Below are 22,089 nucleotides of genomic sequence, written 5' to 3'. Positions count from 1 at the left end.
AAATAAATGGTAAAATATAAGAGCGCTAATTAAATTATGCTTATTAAAGGTAAGCTAAAAATATTAGTGCTCTTCATAATTTTTTGTAAGAGATCTTTGAAGCCTTAATTAATTACCGGTAAAGAGGTGAGTAAATATGAAAAGAGAAACCTTTATGTATGAAGGTGTAGGCAATGTAAAGATTTTTACTTATAAATGGAGCCCGGAAAAGGAAATAAAAATTAAAGGAATAATTCAAATAGCTCACGGCATGTCTGAGACAATTGCAAGATATGGAAGAACTGCAGAAAGCTTAACTAAAGCGGGCTTTATTGTGTATGGCAGTGACCATAGAGGACATGGGCAAACAGCTAATGAAGAAGAGAAGCTTGGATACCTTGAAGAAGATTCTTTTAACTTAATGGTAGAGGATATGCACAGGTTATTAGAAATAATAAAAAAGGAAAATGCTAACGTGCCAATATTTCTTTTAGGGCATAGTATGGGTTCATTTTTAACCCAAAGGTTCATTTGCTTATATGGTAGAGAATTAAATGGTGCCATATTTTCAGGATCCAACGGAAGCATTGGTATTATGGCAGATATTGGGAGAGTAGTTGCTAAAATTGTAATGGCAATCTATGGAAGGAATCGAAAGAGTACTTTATTAGATAAGCTTACTCTAGGAGGATTTAACAAATCCTTTAAGCCATGCAAAACCACCTTTGATTGGCTTAGCTGTGACGAAAAAGAAGTAGAAAAATATATAAATGATCCATATTGCGGATATATTTATAATGCTGGTTTCTACTATGATTTATTTGAGGGACTTAAATTAATTGCTAAACAAGAAGAAATTAATAAGATACCAAAGAATTTGCCAATCTATATTTTTTCAGGGGATAAGGATCCGGTAGGAAAGTTCGGACAAGGAGTTTTAAAACTTGTAAATACCTATAAGAGGGCAGGAATAAACGACTTAGTATATACCCTATATAAGGATGGAAGGCATGAAATGCTTAATGAAACAAACAGAGAAGAAGTAATAAAGAATTTAATAGAATGGTTAGGTAAGCATATTGAAAAGAATTGTTGAAATACTTAAAGAAGAAATGGTTTTTGCTATAGCCTTAATTTTAGCTTTCCTTACTTCAATTATATCTCTTCCTAAAGTAGAGTACATAGATTTTAAGGTGTTATTTAGCCTATTTAACCTTATGGTAGTAGTAAAGGCATTTGAGAAATTAAAAATATTGGAGCTTACGGCAGGTAAGATACTTTGCAAATACAAGAGTGCTAGAAAGGTATCCTTAATACTTATAGGCTTGACCTTTTTCAGTTCAATGCTTATTACAAATGATGTAGCTCTAATAACCTTTGTTCCAATAACATTAATAATAGGCATAAGAGCTAAATTCAACGTAGCAGATACAATAATTTTTCAAACTCTTGCTGCAAATATAGGAAGCAGTCTTACACCCATGGGAAATCCCCAAAATTTATTCTTATTTTCTTTTTATAATTTAAAAGCTGTAGAATTTTTTAAAGTTACTGGACCTCTCGTAGCAATGGGAGGTATTTGTTTAATATTTTTTAACTTGAAAATTAAAGATTTAATGCTACAATTTTCATTAAAAAGCATTAAAATTAAAAATATGAAAAAAGCTATCATTTATGGTATTTTATTTATTATAATAATATTATCAGTATTTAATGTAATAGATTATAGGATAGTTACAATAATAACTATTGTAATAGTTCTTATACTTGACAAAAGGATTCTAAAACAAATAGATTATCTCTTGTTAATGACATTTGTATTTTTCTTTATTTTTATTGGAAATGTATCAAACATGGATTTTATAAATTCTCATTTGGTAAATTTTTTAAATAGCAAAACAAAAACCTATATTGCTGCATTAACTTTAAGCCAGGGTATTAGCAATGTACCATGTTCAATTTTTATGGCAAACTTTACAAATAACTGGAGAGAAGTATTGCTGGGAGTAAATATAGGAGGTATGGGTACTCTTATTGCCTCTTTAGCTAGTCTCATATCGTACAAGCTTTATGTTAAGAGTAAGCTAGAACATAGAGATAACAATCAATATCTTGTAAAATTTACACTGTACAATTTTTCAACCTTATTTATTATGGCAATAATAAACTATTTTATATACATTTATTAATAATCATGATTGGAGGAATATATATGTCAAAAGAAGCTTTAAAGGTTTTAGTGTGTGATGATTCTTTGTTAATGAGAAAAAAGTTAAAGGACAGCTTGGGGTTATGCGGTTGTGCAGAAATTATAGAAGCAACTGATGGACAAAGGGCAGTGGACTTATATAAAGAAAATAAGCCTGACGTGGTTTTCATGGATATAGTAATGCCTGTGAAGGATGGAATAAAGGCAGTAGAAGAGATAAAGGCATTTGATCAAAAGGCAAAGGTAGTTATGGCTTCGTCTTCAGGAACTAAAGAACATTTAAAAAGGGCAATAGATGCTGGTGCCTTCGAGTTTATACAAAAGCCTTGGGAACAAGAACAAATTGACAAAATAATAAACAACCTACGCAGAAAGGAGAAATAGATATATGTTTACTCAATATTTTGGACAATATTTATTAAATAAAGGATATGTTTCACCAAAACAGCTTCAGGATGCTTTAGAATATCAAAAAAATGTGAGATTAAAGCTAGGGGTTTTAGCTGTCAGTGCTGGTTATATGACAGCAGAAGATGCTGACAAGGTTAATGAAGCACAAAAAAGAGAAGACATAAGATTTGGTGACTTAGCTGTTAAAATGGGCTTGTTAACAAAAGAACAGGTAGAAGAACTACTATCATCTCAAAAGCAGGGACATATTTTACTTGGACAAGCTCTAGTTGACAAGGAATACATGACTTTAAAGGATTTTGAAAGCCACTTAAATGAATATAAAAATGAATACGGCATAACAGATGAAAAATTTAAAGCAATCCAAAAAGATGATGTAGATGAAATTATTAATATGATTGTGAACTTTAAGGAAAGTAAAAATGAAAAGACTCTTAAGGCTTATCTTTCATTGTTCATAAGAAATTTATTTAGATTCATAGATGTAGACGCTAGAGTAAGAAAAGTAACTAAATCAGAACAATATGAAGCTAGGCATATAGTTAAGCAAGAAATTGTGGGAGAATTAGCTTTAGATACTTTTATTGAAGGAGAAGAGGATTTTTTTGTAAAATTTGCATCAAAATTTGCTGAGGAAGAATTAACTGAAGTAGATGAAATGGCACAGGCTTCTGTAGGAGAATTCTTAAACCTACATAACGGAATATTCCTGGTAAATATGTCTAATATAGGCACTCCCCTAGAATTAAATCCTCAGGAAGCATATTCTAATATTAAAATAAATAATGTATATATAATTCCTATAGACTTATCCTTCGGAAGAATAAACCTAGTAATAAAGGAAAATAAATAACAAATATAATTTTAAAAGCTTTTTAGATAGTTTTATCTAGAAAGCTTTTTTTATATAAAACTAAGAATATATATGTTAAATCTAAGTTATAATGTTGACTTTGAATTAACATAATTTAACATAAACAATCTTAGTTTCAGTAGCAATAATTTAGTACAATAATCAATAAGCAAGGATAAAAAAGAAGGGGCGTTAATATGGAGAATATAATGAAAAGTATTTCAGGTGGATTAAAATTAAGACACATATTGGAAATAATAAGTACTGTAGGATTTTCGTATTTGCTTTTAATATTTTTCATAACTCAAGAAAAAGATATATTTAATAAAGTTTGGGATGCATATAAAATAACTTTTAGTCTTATGTCTAATATTTAATTTTTAAAAGTAACAATAAAATAGAATAAAACCTTACAAGTTAAATAGAACACTCTAAAATCTTATTGGGATTTGGAGTGTTTTATTTCTTTGCTTTAACTGAAAAACAAGTGGATAAATTTTATATATTGACAGAGAGTAAAGTATAATATACTATTTTAATTGAGAGTGATAATCAATAACTATTGAAAATAAATATCACAAAAGGAGAGATAAATTATGAACAAAAAGTCATTAATAGCAACATTATCAACTGTACTCTTAATAACAACTATTTTAGCTGGGTGTGGAAGTAAAACTGCATCAACAAGTACTTCTAAAGAAGAACCTAAGAAAGCAGGAGTAGTTAATGTATATACTGAGAGAAATTATGATGTAGACAAGCAACTTTATGCAGATTTTGAAAAGAACACTGGCATTAAAGTTAACATTATCGAAGGGAAAGGAGATGAACTCCTAGAGAGGCTTGTACGAGAAGGCAAGGATTCAGAGGCAGATATGTTTATCACAGCTGATGCAGGCAAATTACATAAAGCTAAGGAACAAGGGATTTTTCAGTCATCATTATCAGATACTATAGCTAAAAATGTTCCCGAAAACTTAAGAGATAAGGATGGAACTTGGATTGGATTAACCATGAGGGCAAGAGTTATTGTTTATTCTAAAGATAGAGTAAAACCAGAACAGTTATCTACATATGAAGACTTAACAAGTGCTAAGTGGAAAGGTAAGGTGCTAGTTAGACCTTCTAGCTCCGTGTATAATCAATCATTACTTGCTTCCTTTATTTCTATAAATGGAGAAGAAAAAGCAACACAGTGGGCCAAAGGTATTGTAGCAAACTTTGCAAGAGAGCCAAAAGGTAATGATAGAGACCAAGCCAAGGCTATTGTAGCAGGAGAAGGTGATGTTGCCATAATGAATACTTATTATGTAGGACTATTAGCAAACTCTTCTGATCCTGAAGAAGTTAAGGTTGCAGAAAAGGTAGGGGTATTCTTCCCTAATCAATTAACTACTGGAACCCATATTAATGTAAGCGGTGCTGGAGTTACTAAAAGTGCTAAGAATAAAGAAAATGCAGTTAAGTTAATAGAATTCTTATCAAGTACAGATGCCCAAAAATCCTTTGCTTCAGTTAATTATGAGTATCCTGTAAATAAGGATGTGGAACCTTCAGAGCTTCTTAAGTCTTGGGGAGACTTTAAGACTCAGAATATTAATTTAACCAAGCTTGGAGAAAACAATAAAAAAGCAGTAGAAATCATGAATAAAATTGGTTGGAAATAACTTTAAGGGCAGTCTTCGTAGACTGCCCTTTAGGGTTGAATAATATATAAATTAAAAATTTAGTTATTATTTAATAATTTATCAGTATTTAAAAGAAGGATGTGAAAGTTATTAATGGGATTTAAAAATATAAGACAGAAGGTAAATTCTTGGGGAATATTAAGCTTTATATTTGAACTATTAATAGTGTTACCCTGTATTTTTATATTACTACACTTGTTGGATAAACCTAATGAGAACTGGTACCATATAAAAAATTACCTTTTAAAGGACTATATTATAGGTACTTTAAAGGTAGTACTATTTACGGGGATTTTTACTATGACAATTGGAATTACTCTAGCATGGTTAATTGCTGCTTATGAGTTTCCCTTTAGAAAATTTTTTAAATGGGCACTAATTCTGCCTCTTACTATACCACCATATATAGCTGCTTATACATATAACGGTATATTTAACTATACTGGAATAGTTCAAAGGTTCTTTAGAGAAACTATTAGAATTACTCCAGATCCAAAAGCTTTTGATATAATGTCCATAAAAGGAGCAGTATTTATATTTTCAGTATTTTTATTTCCTTATGTGTATATGATATCAAGGTCATTTCTCGAAAAACAATCTGCTGCACTTATAGAAAATGCACGACTTCTTGGAAGAAGTTCAAGTAGTATTTTTATACATGTAATTTTGCCTATATCCCGTGGAGCTATTGTTGGAGGAACTTCCTTAGCAATACTTGAGGTACTTAATGATTTTGGAGTGGTATCATATTTTGGGGTTCAAACCTTTACTACAGCTATATTTAATGCTTGGTTTTCTATGGGGGATTCAAGTACTGCAGTAAAGCTAGCCTCCATGCTTATGGTTACAGTATTCCTAGTATTAATGTCAGAAAAATGGCTGAGAGGAAGAAAAAAGTATTCTTATACTACTGCTAAGGTAAGAGGTATTATTCCAATAGAGCTAAAGGGCATAAAAGCTGCAGGTGCATTTTTATACTGCTTTATTATTTTAAGTTTAGGCTTTATAATACCTTTGCTGCAGCTAATTTCTTGGGGTACCTTAACCTATAAAACAATATTTAATATTAAGTTAATAGGCCTTATATTTAATTCCATATGGCTTTCGGCTATATCAGCAGTTGTTATTATAATTATAGCTATAGTCATCTCTAATTTTTGCAGAATGAATAGTAATTGGATTTCTAAAGTTTTTTCTAAAATATCTATTCTAGGTTACTCAATTCCAGGTGCAGTCATAGCTATTGGAGTAATACTATTAATGATAAGTTTAGATCGTAATATGGTATGGCTTTATAAAGTTATTGATCCAAATTCAAAGACTCTTGTATTAAGTACAAGCATCTTTATGCTGATATTTGCTTACATTATAAGATTTTTAGCAATAGGGTATCAGTCTATTGAAACAGGTTTTGATAAAATAGGAATAAAGTTTTTTGAAGCTTCAAGGACACTGGGTTATGGTGTTACTAAAAGTTTTTTCAAAGTTGACTTACCTATGATTAAGCCAGCACTAATTAGCGGTTTTGCCTTAGTATTTGTTGATATAGTAAAAGAATTACCACTAACATTAATACTTAGACCTTTTAATTTTAATACTCTAGCTACAAAGACTTATGAATATGCTGGGGATGAGAAGATTCACGAAGCGGCAATTCCAGCACTTATTATAATTCTAGTTAGCATGATTGTAGTCTTTTTATTATATAAATTTGGGGATAAGGAGAAGAGATAATGTTTATAAATATAGAAAACTTAAGCTTTAAATATCAAAACGCTAAAACAGATACTCTTAAGAATATTAGTTTTGGAATAGAAAAAGGAGAGATACTTTCCATCTTAGGAGAAAGTGGAGGTGGAAAGAGTACAATTCTTAGGATAATAGCAGGACTTGAGACTCCGTCAGAGGGAAGCCTTGTTATAGATAACAGAATTTTATTTGATAGGAATACATTTATTGTACCAGAAAAGCGAGGAGTAGGAATGGTATTTCAGGATTATGCCCTTTTTCCACATATGACGGTAGAGGAAAACATTATGTTTGGACTCAGGAATTTTAGCAAGAAAGAAAAAGAAATCAGAGTAAAGGAAATGCTTCAACTTGTAAATCTACAGGATTTTGCTAGAAGATATCCTCATGAACTAAGTGGTGGTCAGCAGCAAAGAGTTGCTATTGCAAGAGCTTTAGCTCCAAAGCCATCTGTACTGCTTTTAGATGAACCTTTTAGCAATTTAGATGCACATTTAAAGAGTAAAATCCGAGAAGAGCTTAAAGTGATACTGAATAGAACAGGTATGACAGCTATTTTTGTCACTCATGATAAGGAGGATGTAAAAATCATAGCGGATAAGGTAGTAGTACTAGAAAAGGGTATTATTGATCATATTGGAATAACCAGTGAAATTCTAAAATAAGCACTTATAGTATTAAATAAAGGGCCAGTGCACTGGGGAGAGTTTTCAGTGTACTGACTCTATTTAATTTTCTTCAACTTAATGTAAGGTTGACTTGACTTAAACATAGAACAATGCTAAATTATTGATGTAAGGTTAACATTACAGGAGTGATAATCGATGAAAAATAAGTTAAAACAATTTCGTGAATCTTTAGGATTAACTCAAGAACAATTAGGTGAACTTGTAGGTGTATCAAGACAAGCAATTAATTCCATTGAAACAGAAAGATATGAACCATCTATATGGTTGGCTTATGATATTGCTAAAGTATTCCATAGTACCATAGAAGAGGTTTTTCTTTTCGAAGAAAGTGAAAGAAAATCAAGAGCAGATCAAAGCAGAGGTGTAGTTTAAATGGCATTAAGACAAATTAGGTTATTTGATGATGAAATGTTAAGAAAAAAGAGCAGAGCAGTTGAAGTTGTAGATGATAAAATAAGAGAAATATTAAATGATATGGTGGATACTATGTACAATACGGAAAATTGCGGAGGGTTAGCTGGTCCTCAAGTAGGCATATTAAAGCGATTAGTTGTAATAGATATGGGACAAGGACTTATAAAATTAGTAAATCCAAAGATAATTAATGAAGAAGGAACTCAAGAAGTTATTGAGGGCTGCTTAAGTATTCCAAATAAATGGGGAAAGTTAATAAGACCTGCAAAAGTAACAGTACAAGCATTGAATGAAAACGGAGAGGAAATTATATTAACTGGTACAGAAGATTTAGCAAAATGTTTATGCCATGAAATAGATCATTTAGAAGGTATCCTTTTTACTGATTTAGTTACAGAATATATAAAATAGAGCTATTTAATATTACAGCAAAGGAGGCTACAATGTGTACAAAAGAGCGATTTACAGATGAATCCACCTTCGCCACCGTATATTTCCACATAAGTTATAGCTGACGGGAAATTATTTATACAAAAATTATAATTGCTAAGTTAATAATTTAGGCAGCAAGCCAAAACATATTAAAAGTGTTTCTGCATTATTTGCGGAGACGCTTATTTTTTTGACTAATTTAATTTTTAACAGAAGGAATCAATATTGTAGCAGTATTTATATACAATATATTGGAATAAATGTTATAATTATATCAATATACAACTATAACTAAGAGGAGATTTTTATGGCAATGCTTACAATTACATATTATATATACATAATAATTACTTTAGGATTAATAGGTATGGGAATTTACGGGTTCGTATTATTTGTAAAACTTGCGAATAGAGGAATTAAAGCACTTGATATTTATATAAATGAAAAATCCAATAATAAATATTAATTTGAGAGGTAGTTAAAAGTGACGTTTGCATTAATAGTTTTGATATTTTGGGCAGTATATATGTTTATAATGAAAAGGAACTCTGGTAAAGAATTTATGATTTCTAAATCATTAATGCCTCTAATTCTGATTTGTATTATATCGACAATATGCCTGGGGGTAAATTATGTAGCAGCTACTGTACCAAACCTTAATGATGGACTAGCAATTAATAACTTTTTATCATATTGGATTATTCGAGAAGATAATTGGAGTGTTCAATTATTTAAAAGTTATTTTGATAGTTCAGTTTATATAAGTCTAGTCTTAGTACTTATATATTCAGTATTAACATTACTAAAAAAATGATGAAAGATATATAAGATTTTTGAGACAATTTAAAAATAATGAAAGTATCCTAATTGCGAGTATTTCAAGTTCGCCAATATTGTTAGCAAAGGCTGGTGTTCTTGAAGGTAAAAAGTACTGTGCAGGACTATTTGAAGAGGATATTGATAAATATGATTTTTTAAATCCAGAATGTATAGTAAAAGCACCTCTTGTAACAGATGGGAATCTTGTAACTGCAATGGGGATGGCTTATAGAGAATTTGCAATAGAGGTAGCACGCAAACTAAATTTAGATTGTGATGAAGGATGGTTTAGTGGAATTAAGAAACCGATTAAGGCAGAAGACTATACATTTTTTAGAAATGATAAGTAATATGTTATGAATTATTAGAAAGTAGAGAAATAAGTTTATGAAATTAAGAGCGAGAACCATAGTGAAATTTCGGAAATTTGTATTAGTATGTTTTTTCATATCTATTCCATTTAATATATTAGGCTACTTGTTAAGAGTAATACCTTTGTTAATTATTGGATTAGTGATGGTAACAATCGCTGTTATTACAAGTCTTATATTTTGGAGATGTCCTCAATGTAAAAGGCGATTACCTCAGTATTTTCTTTAGTATTTTATGCTCTTATAGCCATATTTATAGTTTATAAAGGAATAAGGCTAATAAAAAATAAATACAAATCACTATCATATAGGTTTGCTCAGGCTTGGCTGACAAAAGATGTTAATAAGGCTGTTACAACAATACAAAAAGCAAAGGAGCTAGACAATTCAAATTTCATTAGAAAATTCTTTATAGTTTCAAATTAAAATCAAGAATATTTGACAATATATTTATATCACCATTAAATAGGAAACAAGATGTTTTATTTTCATTTTCAAATATCAAATAAAATGCAGGTTCGGTCTTAGGAATTATTATATATACTTCACTGACAATTGCATTAATAGAATTACAATAGACTTTAACAGCAGGCTCTAATGGAACTTTAACCGCATATCCATCATCAGTAAAAGGATTATTCTTGCCATATATACCGTCAATATTTTTAACCCAATTTGCAATAATACTCTGAATTTGAGGATTTAACTGAACTACTTTTACAACTGCATCTTGCTTTGGGTCAAAGATTTCAACATATTTAAAATCCTGGGCGTTTGTATGCGTTGTATATAGAAATATAAGTAAAAAATATACTGAAACTACTAATTTTTTAGTCATATGGATCACCTCATTGCTATTGTTCCCATTATAAACTACAGTTATTATATATTAATTTAAGGCTTCTTTTTTATTGCTAACTGACAATATCTTTATATTGAGTCATGACGGTAAATCATTACGAATTTGCAGGAGGAATAATTATGGAGGAAAAAAGACCTTTAGGAATAACGTTAATTGGAGGTTTCTATGTTTTTGGTGCTTTAGTATTGATAATAACATTGTTCACAAATGCCACAGACAAATTTGGAATTGCATTTAGATTTGGATTACCAAATATTCCTGAGGATATAATGAGAATAGTAGTTTCTATAGTTTTTCTTGTAATGGCTTTTGGATATTTAAGATTTGCAAAATGGGCATTCTGGCTAATGATAACTTACACTGTATACTTTTTAGCGGTAAGTATTATTTTGTCTCAGCAATATAATGAACAAATTTTTTATGGGAATGCAATATGGTCATCTATAGTATTAGTATATACTTTAACAAAAAGAAAATATTTTTATAAAGATAAATTGTCTTCTTAACTTTTTAGCCTATGATAGTAAAATATGGTCAAATAAGTATTGAGGAGAGTGTTTAACTTGAAAATGAATATAGGAGTTTAAAATAACATAAATTTTAGAATTTAAAAATAGCTATGCTTAAAATGCAATTTTCTTATAGAGTGTCCCAAGTGCAATTTTAAAAAATAAGTTGAAATACATTTTTAAGCATTATATGATGAATTCAGGCATCGATGTACTCTATTAAAAAAGAAGGTAAGTTATGGATATTAATATTGAAATGATACCATCATATAAAATTGCTTATATACGAAGAACAGGTCCTTACGGTTTAGAGAATGTGCAAATAGTGGAACAATTAAAAAGTTGGGCTAGAGGAAAAAACTTATTTAATGAAAGTTCAATTATAAAAAAGAAATTATGAATTTGATGATAGAAGACCTATTTTTGAACGCTATGCAATGCAGATGATAAATAAGCATTATTGTGAAATTTGCGTACCAATATTATAAAAGAATATTAAAACAAATTCTAATTTATGTTATTGAGATTTAAATTTTTAAATAGAAAAAATTATATAGGTTTATTTTTTATAAAAATTTGATATAATATAAATAAGAAAAGCTTAGTGTTGGTAACACTAAGCAATCCTTAGAACGTTTTAAGTTTTAGGGCTATTGGATTTAATTAAAAGATTTTAATTATGAAAAAGCACAACTATTCTTGGTCGGATGGAGTGCTTTTTTCATTTGTTTTAAAATGTAGTTTAAAACATTTAATATAGTAGTTGCGTAGAACCATAGCATAAGCAATAGTATATTTACAAAACATGTTATAATAAAATTAGGAACAAATTTGAGTAATAGACAAATTAGTAATTTATCTGTTAGTTAATTGTAATAGAAAAAGGAGATTAAAATGGTTTTATTAGTCGTTGATACACAAAAGTTAATAACAAATGAAGAATTATATGAATTTGATAGGTTTGTATCTAATGTTAAAGAAATAATACATGAGGCTAGGGCAAATAATATTGAAGTAATATATGTACGTCATGATGATGGAATAGGAAATGAATTAACAAAAGGAACTGACGGCTTTGAAATATATGAAAAGTTTCAACCAATGAATGATGAAAAAATATTTGATAAAAAGGTTAATAGTGCTTTTAAAGGGACTGGATTATTAGAATATTTAATAGGTAAAGGTGAAAAAGATATAATTATTGTAGGGCTTCAAACAGATTATTGTATTGATGCTACAATAAAATGTGGATTTGAACATGGATTTAACATTATTGTTCCAGCATATGCAAATACAACAGTTAATAATAAATTTATGTCAGCTAAGCAAAGCTATCAATATTACAATGAATTTATGTGGAATGGCAGATATTCAGAATGTATTTCACTGGATGAAACAAATAAAAGAATGAAATGGCTAAATTCAAATGATTTAGAAAAAGATAAAAAAATTTATGTTTAATTATGGAGGTTTTGTATGAAGGAATACATAGTTGATAATGAAAATAATAAAATGAGGTATCATGATTTACCAGGTAAAGATACACCAATATTATTTATTCATGGATTAGGCTGTGCAGGATCTTTTGATTATCCTGAGGTAGCAGCACAAACCGATTTAATTGAGCACAGGCGAATATTAATAGATTTGCTTGGCAGTGGATTTAGTGATAAACCAGATGATTATTTATATACGATAAAAGAACATGCAAACTATTTATATAATTTTGTACAAGACCTAAAACTTGATAAGTTTATTATTTTTGCACATAGTTTAGGAGGCCCTATTGCACTTGAACTTGCAGATAAATGTAGAGATAATATTGAAACAATTATTCTTAGTGAAGCTAATTTAGATAAAAGCAGTGAAGGCTCATCAAGTTACGAATTTGGAAACTATCAAGAAGACGATTTTGTAAATGGAATATTTGATGAAGTTGTCAATGAAAATTCTAGTGTAAATTCTATGTGGTCATCCACATTATCAGTTTGTTCTTCTACGGCAATTAGTAGAATTTCAAAATCAGCAGTTGTTGGAGAAGAACCATCATGGCGTGAAATATTATATTCATTGCAATGTAAAAAGACATTCATTTTTGGTGAAAAATCTTTACCAGATGATGACCAAATTGAGCTGGAGAGACACATGATAAATATTGAAATTGTAAAATCGGCAGGACATTCTATGGCTTGGGAAAATCCAAAGGGATTAGCAGAAGCAATTAAAAAGGGGATTTCTTATGCTCGAGAATTATAAACACTACAATAAATATATAATTTCCAATTTAAGGTTCAATATTATAAATTAGTAATTTATAGAGTTAGATTAACTAGAATTTATTGATAAAGATAATAAAGAACATGCTTTAAACATTTATTTATTATGTATAACAGCAAAATATTATTAATTAGATAATGGGGGTTAGAATGAGAGAAAATAAGACTATTTATTGCGAAAAGTGTGTTGGAGAAATTAAAAGCAAGGATGATTTAGTTGTAACAAATAAATTTATATATATTGTTCCATATCATGAAAAATGCTTTTCTAAGGAGTTAAAAGGGATATCAACGATATTTGTAGGAAATAAACCAATAAATGGGACTAGTGCCAACGTAAGTACAATATTGGCAGTAATTTTAGGAATTGTTGTACTATTTATTGAAGAACTTCGTTTTTTTTCAGTGGTGTCATTAGTAGTTTTATGTGTAAGATTATATTCATGGATTCAATATGAGCGCCATTTATAATGTCAGGAAGGATTTTGTGGAGAACATTAAATTTTTGATGTCTATTATATTGACAATTATATAAATTTTAATATATATTGAAGAAGATAGATTTCTATGAAGAGAGGTATTTTTGTGAGTGTCTAGTATCTAAAATAGTTAACTTAATATTAGTTCTTTCAAATAAGGTATTGTATACCTTCTATTTGTTATGGAATTAATTTGTACTATTGAAGATACAAGTCCACGAATTTACTTTGGAGAGGTAATAGAATTACCTTTATTAATTGTAGAATTTAAAGCTGTGGAGGTATCCATGGCTTTTTTGTTTTATAAAATTAGAAATCTATCAGGATTTCGTTGGCTTGTAATGTAATAAAATTAGAAAGGAATATTAATATGAATAAGGAAACCTTAGAAAAATTACATTACTATGAGTTAAAGGAAATAGTGAAAGGATATTGCGTTAGTGGATTAGGAAAAATATTAATTGATAAATTAGAGCCAAGTAATAATATTAAAGTCGTAAAACAAAGACTAAATGAAACCTCAGAGGGAAGAGCATTAATAGATGCTTCCTATCATATGCCCTTAGAGGGGATTTTTAATATATTGCCTCTTATTGATAAGATAGAAAAGGGAGCATCTTTAGAGGCAGCTGATTTGACTATGATGTCAAACTTTTTAAGAGGATGCAGAAAAGTTAAGCTGTTCATAAAGGATAAGGAAGGATATGCACCTACTTTAAGTGCGTATGGGGAAAATATCTCTGACTTAAGCTATATTGAAGATGAAATAAATATTTCAATTAGAGGAAGTATGGTTGACTCAAATGCTAGTAAAGAACTAAAAAAAATAAGAAGGCATATTGATTTATGTGATGGTAAAATAAAGGATAGATTAGATAAATTCCTCAAAAGTAATGAAAATAAAGAATATATTCAAGAATTCTTTATCAGTCAGCGAAATGGCAAATATACAATTCCAATTAAGATAGCATATAAAAATCAAGTTCAAGGAACTATTATTGAAGCCTCTTCAAGAGGTACTACGGTTTTTATGGAGCCAAATGTTATCTCCAAGTATACAAGTGAATTAAGTGTATTAAAAGCAGAAGAAGCTGTTGAAGAATACAAGATATTAGCTGCTTTAACAGATATGCTTTTCGAAAGAATGAGAGATTTAAAGATGAATATTGATGTTATATCTGAGTATGATATGATTTTAGCTAAAGCTAAATATAGCAAAGAAATAGATGGAATTATGCCTAAGCTAAATGACTATGGATATATTAAAATAATTAAAGCCAGATATTCTTTAATTAAGAATAGTGTTCCTTTGGATTTTGAAATTGGTGAAAATTACAGAGGATTAATAATAACTGGCCCAAATGCAGGGGGGAAAACCGTAGTATTAAAGACAATTGGATTATTAACATTAGCAATACAATCAGGATTTCACATTGCAGCTGAAGAAGGCACAGAGATTTCAGTATTTAACAATGTATTTGTTGATATAGGTGATAACCAAAGCGTTGAAAATGCTTTAAGCACATTTTCATCACATGTAAAGAATCTAGCTGAGATAATAAGAAAAAGCACAAAGTCAACATTATTATTGTTCGATGAAATTGGCAGTGGAACAGAGCCTAATGAAGGCTCAGCTTTGGCTATTGCAATACTAGAAGAGTTGTATCATAAGGGTTGCATAATTGTAGCAACTACTCATTATGGAGAAATAAAAAACTTTTCAAAAGAACACCCTGATTTTGAAAATGCAGCTATGGAGTTTGAAAAGGATAGCCTGGAACCACTGTATAAACTTAGTATAGGAAAAGTAGGGGATAGTAATGCTTTGTATATCTCTAAAAAGATGGGCTTATACGATTCAATCATCGATAAAGCAAGAGAATATATAAATACTAAAAACTATAATTACGATTTAATAAAAGATAGTAAGGTTCTTAAAAGTAAAGAGGTAAAGGAAGATGAAAATTTATATGAATACTCTGTTGGAGATAAAGTTATTCTTTTAGAAAATAATGAGTCAGCTATTATTTACAAGGAAAGAGACAGATTAAATAATGTTGTTGTATTGTATAATAATGAGTTTATTCAGGTTAATTATAAGAGAATAAAACTAGAAATAAAGGCCTGTGAGCTTTATCCAGAGGGTTATGATTTAAATCAGTTATTTGTCAGCTATAAGGAAAGAAAGCTAGAAAGAGATATTGAGAGGGGTTCTAAAAAAGCATTAAAAAAAATAAGAAAAGATAGCTTAAAATGATAATTATAGTTTATTAATCAAGGAGTTTTTTCAGCAATCTTAATATTAAATTAACTGATATTATAGCAAAGGAGGCAACAATGTGAAACTAAAAGTGCTAGTAGATAATAATACATACATTGACCAATATTATTGTGGTGAACCTGCTGTTTCCTATTATATTGAAGATGAGGATGTAAGCTTACTATTGGATGTGGGGTATTCTGATTTATTTCTAAAAAACGCTGCTGCATTAGGGATAGATTTAGAAAATATAAACACTATTGTTATTTCACATGGGCACGATGACCACACAAGGGGATTAAAAGATTACTTTGAGCAAAAATATAAAAATAATATATCTATTATTGCTCATCCAGACGCATTTAAAGAAAAAATAATAGATGGTTTAAAAATTTGTTCTCCTATTTTAGAAGAAGAACTTAAAGATAAATGTAATCTAATTCTTTCTAAAGAACCTATTAAAGTCAGCAAACATATAACTTTTTTAGGAGAAATACCTCAAATAAATAATTTCGAAATTAGAAAGCCTATTGGCATACAAATTGTTGGGGAAACTTCAGTTGATGATTATGTATTAGATGATACAGCCCTTGTATATGAAAGTAAAAATGGTATTTATATTATTACAGGCTGTTCCCACAGCGGTATATGTAACATAATAGAATATGCAAAAAAAGTATGTAGAGATAATAGAGTATTAGGAGTTATAGGAGGATTTCATTTATTTCAAGTAAATGAACAGGTTAATAAAACTGTAGATTACATAAAACAGAACGATTTAAAGGAATTATATCCTTGCCATTGTACTTCATTTGTTGTTAGAGCAGAAATACATAAAGTTTTGCCTGTGAAAGAAGTTGGAGTAGGTTTGGAAATAAACTGGTAATATCGCTAAATAGACAGGCTATTAAATTGTAAATTTATTATTTGCATTTTTTATCAATTTTATAATGTAATATTTTTTAATTATATAAGCACACTATGTATATAGTTAAAAAATTTATTGTTTATATAGGAGGTAAATATTAATGGCAAATGATAAAAAAGTTGAAACAGAAAAAAATACACGTGGTAAAGGTATTGGGCAGTGGCTAATAAGATTTGTACTTGTTGCAGTAATTTTAGCAATAACATCATTTCTAACACCTGGTTTTACAATTAGTGGTTTATGGTCATTTATATTAGCTGCAGTTGTAATAACTGTACTAGATTACTTGGTAGAATCTTTTATGGGAGTGGATGCTTCACCTTTTGGAAAGGGATTAAAAGGATTTGTTATTTCTGCAATAATAATATATTTAGCTCAATTCTTAGTTCCTTATATGAGAGTGTCTATAATAGGTGCTATATTAGCAGCTTTAGTTATTGGAATAATAGATGCAATAATCCCTGGAAGAGCAATGTAATTATAATTTTCAATATTTAAATTTTTTATAGTTTAGTAATTATATTTTAAAGAATTGTTTAAAATTATTTCTAATATTTTAAACAATTCTTTATATGTTTTTTATATTTATAACATTGCAGAAGTAGGTGTAGTAATATGATAGTAATATATCATGATGTTGGAGGAGCTCATTCTACAGCAGTAGCAGCTAACTTGCATATCAATAAATTGCCAATGGACAGAGTACCAAATAAGGATGAACTGCTTGATTTGCCAACCTTTGATAAAATTGAAAAGGATCAAATTGGACGATTAATATATATTGGAGAAGATGAGTATAAAATAAAAGTTTATACTTTAGCTAGAATGTATAATCCAAACCTAGTAGTATCTGTTATTAATGATATGTATTCTAGTTTACTAGGGAATGATAAAGGACTTTTTATTGTAGATACTAAGCCAACTGTAAATTTGCTTATGAATATAGGTGGATACACTTCAAGAAAGCTGCATTGGGTAAACTTTGGCAGACCAATTGTAACAAAAGGAACACAACAGGCTTATATGGATATAGTTAATGTGGTTAAGAATGTAAAAAATAATATTAAAAATTATGTTTAGAAAAGCTTTATCCTGACATGGGATGAAGCTTTTCTATTAAAATTATGATAGTTTCGTTTTTGATTTATAAATCACTGGAACTTAAGAGAACCTATAACACAGAGGTTAAGAGGCAATTAGAGCATTCTAAAGAATTTGAAAAAGACATACTAACTGAAGAAGATATTAAGCATTTACCAGAACCAGGATTAACAAGACGAAAGTTGAGTTTATTATTTTATTGTATAAATTAGTTAATATATATATAATTATAAAGACTGATTAATAAACGCAACTAAGAAATTAGTAAGGAAGGATATAGAGAATGGATTTAAGAAAGAGAAATATAGTAATAGCATTAATGGTAGCAATGTTTTTAGGAGCCATTGAGGGAACTGTTGTAACAACGGCTGTACCAACCATAGTCAAGGATCTGCAAGGTTTTGAAATTATTAGTTTAGTTTTTTCGGTATACTTATTAACCTCTGCAATTTCAACTCCTATATATGGTAAGCTATCAGATTTATATGGAAGAAAAAATATGCTTTCAATAGGAATAATTATATTTTTAGTTGGAAGTTTCTTGTGTGGATTATCACAAAATATGTATATGTTAATTGGATTTCGTGCAATTCAAGGAATAGGAGCAGGTGCAATATTTACAGTTACATATACAATTGTTGGAGATGTATTTACATTGGAGGAAAGGCCAAAGGTTCAAGGAGGTATAAGTACCGTATGGGGAATTGCAAGCCTTGTAGGGCCATTCCTAGGAGGAATCTTAATAGACATGCTGTCTTGGAATTGGATATTTTTTATAAACATTCCTTTTGGCATATTATCAATTATACTTATTCAGAAAAATCTAAAGGAAAACTTTAAGAAGACAAAACATAAAATTGATTACGCAGGAATTATTACTTTATCTGTAGCAATGATTGTATTTTTGAATATTTTCTTATCAAGTGAAAATGCAAGTTATAATCATAATATATTTATTGTAATATCATTAATTATAACAATTATATTTCTAATTGCATTCTATAAAATAGAAAAAAAAGCAAAAGAGCCAATTATGCCTTTTGACATATTTACTAAAACAAGCACAATTGTAAATTTAATAAGCTTTTTAGCTTCAGCTATATTAATAGGTGCAGATGTTTATATGGCAATATATATACAAAATGTACTAGGCTTTAATGCTACTGTATCAGGTTTAGCTCTAGCACCTATGTCACTTTCCTGGCTCATAGCTTCTGTACTGTTAGGTAAATTCATAGTAAAATATGGAGTAAAAGCAGTAACAGTAGTATCTAATATTATTTTGCTTATAAGTGCCATACTTCTTCCTACATTAGGAATAAATTCTTCATTATTATTAATACTAGTTTATGTCTTTATTATGGGTTTTGGATTTGGTGGTTCTTTTACTATTTTAACTATAATTATTCAAGAATCTGTAGAATATAACAAAAGAGGTGCTGCCACTGCTACTAATTCATTGCTTAGGACATTAGGACAAACAATAGGTGTAAGTGTATTCGGAAGTATATTCAACTTATATATAGTTAAGTATTTTACTCAGCTTGGCATAAAAGGAGTAGATCCAAGCAATTTATATAAGTCTACTGCATACAGCTCTGGAGTAACAAGCGAGCAAATAAAGCTTTCTTTGAATAGTTCTTTGCATGCTCTTTTTATAATATTTATAATAATATCTATCCTATCTGTAATATTATCAATAGCAATGCCTAAAATAGTAGGTGAGTATAAATGAGAATTACTTTACAACAGCTAAGATACGCAATTGAAGTTGCTGAAAAAGGTTCTATAAGTGAAGCTGCTAAGAGCCTGTTTATAAGTCAACCAAGTCTTTCAAATGCTATTAAGGAATTAGAGACAGAAATAAAAACTACTATTTTTACAAGAACTAACAAAGGCATTCTTGTTACAAATGAAGGTGCGGAGTTTCTAGGATATGCTAGACAAGTACTGCAACAGACTAATTTATTAGAAGAAAAATATCTCAATGAAAAGACAGTAAAGCAGAAATTTTCTGTATCTACACAGCACTACACCTTTGCTGCTAATGCTTTTGTGGATTTGGTAAAGGAATTTGGTGCAGAGGAGTATGAGTTTACTATAAATGAGACGAAAACTTGGGAAATCATCGAGGATGTAAAGAACCTGCATAGTGAAATTGGAATTATCTATCTGAGTAACTATAATGAAGCTGTGCTTCATAAGATATTCGAGGAAAATAACCTCATTTTTACAGAGCTATTTGTTGCAAAACCACATGTATTTCTCTATAGCAGACATCCTCTAGCAACACAAAAGAGTATAAGAATAGAAGAACTTGATCAGTATCCATGTTTATCCTTTAGCCAGGGACAGTATAATTCTTTTTATTTTGCCGAGGAGATACTTAGCACACGAACTGTGAAAAAAAGTATTAAGGTAAGTGATAGGGCTGCCATTGTAAACTTTATGATTGGTCTAAATGGATACACAATTTCAACAGGTTTATTCCCAAAATACTTGCATGGAGATGATATTGTTTCTGTTCCTTTGGAAGTAGAGGAAAAAATACAGGTAGGGACTATTGTACATAAAGATATGATTCTCAGCAGGCTAGGAGAAATCTACTTAGAGGCATTGAAGAAAATAGCTTCGGATTTGCTATAATATTAGGAATTTTAGAAAGTGGCTCGCTATAGTTTAAAACTATGGCAAGCCATATTTTATTGAAATTATGATATATCAATAGTATGTGCTATGATTTTTAGGAAGCGATTTACAGCAGTATGAAAGCTTATAATTTGAAGGAGGATAAACAAGATGAATACACAGGCAATCATAGCATTTTTAGTATATGCAATTATCAATGCTTTTACACCAGGGCCAGGTAACATATTAGCTTTTAACACCATGAGCAACTATGGATGGAAAAATGGTAAGAAAACGTTACTGGGAATATTTGCTGGATACTATTGTGTCCAAGCATTATGCGCAGTTTTTACCTTTGGATTAAATCAGCTTCTGAATCCATTAATATTTGTTCTAAAATATGTTGGAGCAGTTTATATTGCAGTTCTAGCAATTCATATTTTTCGTAGTAGACCAGAGGAAAGTTCTAATGGAGAAGGGGTTTCGCCTTTGGTAGGATTTATCCTACAATTTGTCAATGTAAAAATATATTTATTCGGAATTACTGCCTTAACAGGATATGTTTTGCCTTATCATAGTTCTTTCGGAATGTTAATATTTTTTAGTATGCTAATTTCAACTATTGGAAGTATTGCAACTACATTATGGGCTGTATTTGGAGCTATATTTCAGAGGGCTTATATAAGATATTTCAAAGTAATTAATATTATTTTAGCACTTATTCTTCTAGAGTGCGCTTATGGTATGTTATTTAAATAAACGAGGGAAATGAGCTTAAATAGTTAAGGAAGAAGAAAGTCATGGCGGCTTTCTTTTTTATATTTACTCCAGGTTAAATTCTCCTGATTCTCTAGGAGGTAAAAGCTCTAGGGGATAGTTAACAGCAAAAATTAATTGTAACAAATGTAAGTATATTTTCAATTAGAATGAATTATTATATACAAAATAAACTTTAATTTACCTAAAAAATTTTAACGTGAAATAAAACATAACAGTGAATAGGAGATTTAAATAATGGATTTAAAAGTTAGAGCAAGAAAATTAAAGTCAGATATACCTGCTTTATTCATTGCTTTGAAGAAAAAAGAAACACCAGTAATAGCAAAGATTTTTGCGGGAATTACAATTGGATATGCGCTATCACCTATTGATTTTATACCAGATTTTATACCGGTTATAGGTTTGTTAGATGATCTAATTTTACTTCCAATACTTGTTGTAATTACAATAAAATTTATACCAGAAGAAATATTTAATCAATGCAGAAGTGAAGCAGAAAACTTATGGAGTAGTGGAAAACCTAAAAGGTGGTATTTTGCAATTCCAATGATATTAATATGGATTTTATTAGTATTTTTAATTATTACGTAATATTCTAATAAAACTAAATTAAAAGGGGGTCATAATACGGTGCGATAAAAACAAGGTGCTT

At 29.4% G+C, this 22,089-nt stretch carries 26 protein-coding genes and 1 pseudogene; 26 read left to right on the top strand and 1 reads right to left on the bottom strand.

Translation table 11 applies throughout. From position 1 onward, the window contains the following. The first annotated feature begins 136 nt into the window (after positions 1–136). The 13 genes from CLHOM_RS16900 (at position 137) to CLHOM_RS16845 (ending at position 9,593) form a co-directional block, all read left to right on the top strand. Positions 137–1,075: an alpha/beta fold hydrolase gene (locus CLHOM_RS16900; RefSeq protein WP_052222856.1), complete on the top strand. Its 939-nt coding sequence runs from the start codon at positions 137–139 to the stop codon at positions 1,073–1,075. Further along, positions 1,059–2,168, top strand: a complete 1,110-nt coding sequence (locus CLHOM_RS16895) for an SLC13 family permease (RefSeq protein WP_242846798.1) — start codon at positions 1,059–1,061, stop codon at positions 2,166–2,168. Before CLHOM_RS16900 ends, CLHOM_RS16895 begins: the two co-directional genes overlap by 17 nt. Positions 2,169–2,191: 23 nt before the next feature. Continuing rightward, positions 2,192–2,572 carry a response regulator gene (locus CLHOM_RS16890; RefSeq protein ID WP_052222854.1) on the top strand — a complete coding sequence of 127 codons (381 nt, stop codon included), beginning with the start codon at positions 2,192–2,194 and terminating at the stop codon, positions 2,570–2,572. A 4-nt stretch (positions 2,573–2,576) separates the two neighbouring features. After that, on the top strand, positions 2,577–3,452 hold the full coding sequence (locus tag CLHOM_RS16885) for a cyclic di-GMP-binding domain-containing protein, MshE-related (RefSeq protein WP_052222853.1): 876 nt from the start codon (positions 2,577–2,579) through the stop codon (positions 3,450–3,452). 197 nt (positions 3,453–3,649) lie between these two features. Beyond that, positions 3,650–3,829, top strand: coding sequence for a hypothetical protein (locus tag CLHOM_RS16880; protein WP_052222852.1), 180 nt, complete (start codon positions 3,650–3,652; stop codon positions 3,827–3,829). Between the two features lie 219 nt (positions 3,830–4,048). Continuing rightward, positions 4,049–5,119 carry a Fe(3+) ABC transporter substrate-binding protein gene (locus tag CLHOM_RS16875; RefSeq protein ID WP_139205592.1) on the top strand — a complete coding sequence of 357 codons (1,071 nt, stop codon included), beginning with the start codon at positions 4,049–4,051 and terminating at the stop codon, positions 5,117–5,119. A gap of 114 nt (positions 5,120–5,233) precedes the next feature. After that, positions 5,234–6,874 (top strand): ABC transporter permease, encoded by a 1,641-nt coding sequence (locus CLHOM_RS16870; protein WP_052222850.1) that lies wholly within the window; start codon positions 5,234–5,236, stop codon positions 6,872–6,874. After that, complete coding sequence (locus CLHOM_RS16865) at positions 6,874–7,554, top strand: ABC transporter ATP-binding protein (protein ID WP_052222849.1); 681 nt, start codon at positions 6,874–6,876, stop codon at positions 7,552–7,554. Before CLHOM_RS16870 ends, CLHOM_RS16865 begins: the two co-directional genes overlap by 1 nt. A 159-nt stretch (positions 7,555–7,713) precedes the next feature. Further along, complete coding sequence (locus CLHOM_RS16860; RefSeq protein WP_052222848.1) at positions 7,714–7,950, top strand: helix-turn-helix transcriptional regulator; 237 nt, start codon at positions 7,714–7,716, stop codon at positions 7,948–7,950. Further along, positions 7,951–8,403 carry a peptide deformylase gene (gene def, locus CLHOM_RS16855; RefSeq protein WP_052222847.1) on the top strand — a complete coding sequence of 151 codons (453 nt, stop codon included), beginning with the start codon at positions 7,951–7,953 and terminating at the stop codon, positions 8,401–8,403. Between the two features lie 328 nt (positions 8,404–8,731). Continuing rightward, positions 8,732–8,890 (top strand): hypothetical protein, encoded by a 159-nt coding sequence (locus CLHOM_RS18590; RefSeq protein ID WP_175478636.1) that lies wholly within the window; start codon positions 8,732–8,734, stop codon positions 8,888–8,890. A gap of 18 nt (positions 8,891–8,908) precedes the next feature. Continuing rightward, positions 8,909–9,238 carry a hypothetical protein gene (locus CLHOM_RS16850; RefSeq protein ID WP_052222846.1) on the top strand — a complete coding sequence of 110 codons (330 nt, stop codon included), beginning with the start codon at positions 8,909–8,911 and terminating at the stop codon, positions 9,236–9,238. Between the two features lie 19 nt (positions 9,239–9,257). Continuing rightward, the gene (locus CLHOM_RS16845; protein ID WP_052222845.1) at positions 9,258–9,593 is read left to right on the top strand and encodes a DJ-1/PfpI family protein; all 336 of its coding nucleotides are present in this window, start codon (positions 9,258–9,260) and stop codon (positions 9,591–9,593) included. Between the two features lie 430 nt (positions 9,594–10,023). Here the strand turns inward: CLHOM_RS16845 and CLHOM_RS16840 are convergent, their stop codons facing one another. After that, positions 10,024–10,452: a hypothetical protein gene (locus tag CLHOM_RS16840; protein ID WP_052222844.1), complete on the bottom strand. Its 429-nt coding sequence runs from the start codon at positions 10,450–10,452 to the stop codon at positions 10,024–10,026. Positions 10,453–10,595: 143 nt separating this feature from the next. Between CLHOM_RS16840 and CLHOM_RS16835 the strand changes: the two genes are divergently transcribed. From CLHOM_RS16835 to CLHOM_RS16780, 13 genes and pseudogenes are all read left to right on the top strand, one after another. After that, a complete protein-coding gene (locus CLHOM_RS16835; RefSeq protein WP_052222843.1) occupies positions 10,596–10,982 on the top strand; it encodes a hypothetical protein in 387 nt (128 codons plus the stop codon). A 241-nt stretch (positions 10,983–11,223) separates the two neighbouring features. Then, positions 11,224–11,473: pseudogene (locus tag CLHOM_RS18080) on the top strand (GyrI-like domain-containing protein). Between the two features lie 406 nt (positions 11,474–11,879). Then, positions 11,880–12,446, top strand: coding sequence for a cysteine hydrolase family protein (locus CLHOM_RS16830; protein WP_052222842.1), 567 nt, complete (start codon positions 11,880–11,882; stop codon positions 12,444–12,446). A 15-nt stretch (positions 12,447–12,461) separates the two neighbouring features. Continuing rightward, a complete protein-coding gene (locus CLHOM_RS16825) occupies positions 12,462–13,241 on the top strand; it encodes an alpha/beta fold hydrolase (protein ID WP_052222841.1) in 780 nt (259 codons plus the stop codon). Between the two features lie 170 nt (positions 13,242–13,411). After that, positions 13,412–13,732 (top strand): hypothetical protein, encoded by a 321-nt coding sequence (locus CLHOM_RS16820; protein ID WP_052222840.1) that lies wholly within the window; start codon positions 13,412–13,414, stop codon positions 13,730–13,732. 378 nt (positions 13,733–14,110) lie between these two features. Beyond that, complete coding sequence (locus CLHOM_RS16815) at positions 14,111–15,997, top strand: endonuclease MutS2 (protein WP_052222839.1); 1,887 nt, start codon at positions 14,111–14,113, stop codon at positions 15,995–15,997. Positions 15,998–16,079: 82 nt separating this feature from the next. Further along, complete coding sequence (locus CLHOM_RS16810) at positions 16,080–16,886, top strand: MBL fold metallo-hydrolase (protein ID WP_052222838.1); 807 nt, start codon at positions 16,080–16,082, stop codon at positions 16,884–16,886. Between the two features lie 142 nt (positions 16,887–17,028). Beyond that, on the top strand, positions 17,029–17,406 hold the full coding sequence (locus tag CLHOM_RS16805; protein WP_052222837.1) for a phage holin family protein: 378 nt from the start codon (positions 17,029–17,031) through the stop codon (positions 17,404–17,406). 137 nt (positions 17,407–17,543) lie between these two features. Beyond that, positions 17,544–18,008: a DUF3189 family protein gene (locus CLHOM_RS16800; RefSeq protein ID WP_052222836.1), complete on the top strand. Its 465-nt coding sequence runs from the start codon at positions 17,544–17,546 to the stop codon at positions 18,006–18,008. A gap of 304 nt (positions 18,009–18,312) precedes the next feature. Then, positions 18,313–19,764 carry an MDR family MFS transporter gene (locus CLHOM_RS16795; RefSeq protein ID WP_052222835.1) on the top strand — a complete coding sequence of 484 codons (1,452 nt, stop codon included), beginning with the start codon at positions 18,313–18,315 and terminating at the stop codon, positions 19,762–19,764. 2 nt (positions 19,765–19,766) lie between these two features. Continuing rightward, entirely contained in the window at positions 19,767–20,675 is a 909-nt protein-coding gene (locus CLHOM_RS16790; RefSeq protein WP_052222913.1) for a LysR family transcriptional regulator, read from the top strand. 153 nt (positions 20,676–20,828) lie between these two features. Then, positions 20,829–21,416 carry a LysE family transporter gene (locus tag CLHOM_RS16785; RefSeq protein WP_052222834.1) on the top strand — a complete coding sequence of 196 codons (588 nt, stop codon included), beginning with the start codon at positions 20,829–20,831 and terminating at the stop codon, positions 21,414–21,416. 255 nt (positions 21,417–21,671) lie between these two features. Continuing rightward, the gene (locus tag CLHOM_RS16780; RefSeq protein WP_175478637.1) at positions 21,672–22,028 is read left to right on the top strand and encodes a YkvA family protein; all 357 of its coding nucleotides are present in this window, start codon (positions 21,672–21,674) and stop codon (positions 22,026–22,028) included. The last annotated feature ends 61 nt before the right edge of the window (positions 22,029–22,089 follow it).

Source organism: Clostridium homopropionicum DSM 5847, assembly GCF_001263795.1.
Classification (GTDB): domain Bacteria; phylum Bacillota; class Clostridia; order Clostridiales; family Clostridiaceae; genus Clostridium_H; species Clostridium_H homopropionicum.
The sequence above is the reverse complement of the archived record's forward strand: the minus strand, read 5'-3'. Positions and strand labels throughout refer to the sequence as shown.

What these genes read in the sequence shown, in the direction of transcription:
- CLHOM_RS16835 (WP_052222843.1), top strand. Translation starts at nt 10,596, where the DNA reads ATGGAGGAAAAAAGACCTTTAGGAATAACGTTAATTGGAGGTTTCTAT.
- CLHOM_RS16795 (WP_052222835.1), top strand. Translation starts at nt 18,313, where the DNA reads ATGGATTTAAGAAAGAGAAATATAGTAATAGCATTAATGGTAGCAATG.
- CLHOM_RS16825 (WP_052222841.1), top strand. Translation starts at nt 12,462, where the DNA reads ATGAAGGAATACATAGTTGATAATGAAAATAATAAAATGAGGTATCAT.
- CLHOM_RS16805 (WP_052222837.1), top strand. Translation starts at nt 17,029, where the DNA reads ATGGCAAATGATAAAAAAGTTGAAACAGAAAAAAATACACGTGGTAAA.
- CLHOM_RS16815 (WP_052222839.1), top strand. Translation starts at nt 14,111, where the DNA reads ATGAATAAGGAAACCTTAGAAAAATTACATTACTATGAGTTAAAGGAA.
- CLHOM_RS16900 (WP_052222856.1), top strand. Translation starts at nt 137, where the DNA reads ATGAAAAGAGAAACCTTTATGTATGAAGGTGTAGGCAATGTAAAGATT.
- CLHOM_RS16885 (WP_052222853.1), top strand. Translation starts at nt 2,577, where the DNA reads ATGTTTACTCAATATTTTGGACAATATTTATTAAATAAAGGATATGTT.
- CLHOM_RS16880 (WP_052222852.1), top strand. Translation starts at nt 3,650, where the DNA reads ATGGAGAATATAATGAAAAGTATTTCAGGTGGATTAAAATTAAGACAC.
- CLHOM_RS16830 (WP_052222842.1), top strand. Translation starts at nt 11,880, where the DNA reads ATGGTTTTATTAGTCGTTGATACACAAAAGTTAATAACAAATGAAGAA.
- CLHOM_RS16860 (WP_052222848.1), top strand. Translation starts at nt 7,714, where the DNA reads ATGAAAAATAAGTTAAAACAATTTCGTGAATCTTTAGGATTAACTCAA.
- CLHOM_RS16870 (WP_052222850.1), top strand. Translation starts at nt 5,234, where the DNA reads ATGGGATTTAAAAATATAAGACAGAAGGTAAATTCTTGGGGAATATTA.
- CLHOM_RS16820 (WP_052222840.1), top strand. Translation starts at nt 13,412, where the DNA reads ATGAGAGAAAATAAGACTATTTATTGCGAAAAGTGTGTTGGAGAAATT.
- def (WP_052222847.1), top strand. Translation starts at nt 7,951, where the DNA reads ATGGCATTAAGACAAATTAGGTTATTTGATGATGAAATGTTAAGAAAA.
- CLHOM_RS16800 (WP_052222836.1), top strand. Translation starts at nt 17,544, where the DNA reads ATGATAGTAATATATCATGATGTTGGAGGAGCTCATTCTACAGCAGTA.
- CLHOM_RS16780 (WP_175478637.1), top strand. Translation starts at nt 21,672, where the DNA reads ATGGATTTAAAAGTTAGAGCAAGAAAATTAAAGTCAGATATACCTGCT.
- CLHOM_RS16890 (WP_052222854.1), top strand. Translation starts at nt 2,192, where the DNA reads ATGTCAAAAGAAGCTTTAAAGGTTTTAGTGTGTGATGATTCTTTGTTA.
- CLHOM_RS16865 (WP_052222849.1), top strand. Translation starts at nt 6,874, where the DNA reads ATGTTTATAAATATAGAAAACTTAAGCTTTAAATATCAAAACGCTAAA.
- CLHOM_RS16840 (WP_052222844.1), bottom strand. Translation starts at nt 10,452, where the DNA reads ATGACTAAAAAATTAGTAGTTTCAGTATATTTTTTACTTATATTTCTA.
- CLHOM_RS16785 (WP_052222834.1), top strand. Translation starts at nt 20,829, where the DNA reads ATGAATACACAGGCAATCATAGCATTTTTAGTATATGCAATTATCAAT.
- CLHOM_RS18590 (WP_175478636.1), top strand. Translation starts at nt 8,732, where the DNA reads ATGGCAATGCTTACAATTACATATTATATATACATAATAATTACTTTA.
- CLHOM_RS16875 (WP_139205592.1), top strand. Translation starts at nt 4,049, where the DNA reads ATGAACAAAAAGTCATTAATAGCAACATTATCAACTGTACTCTTAATA.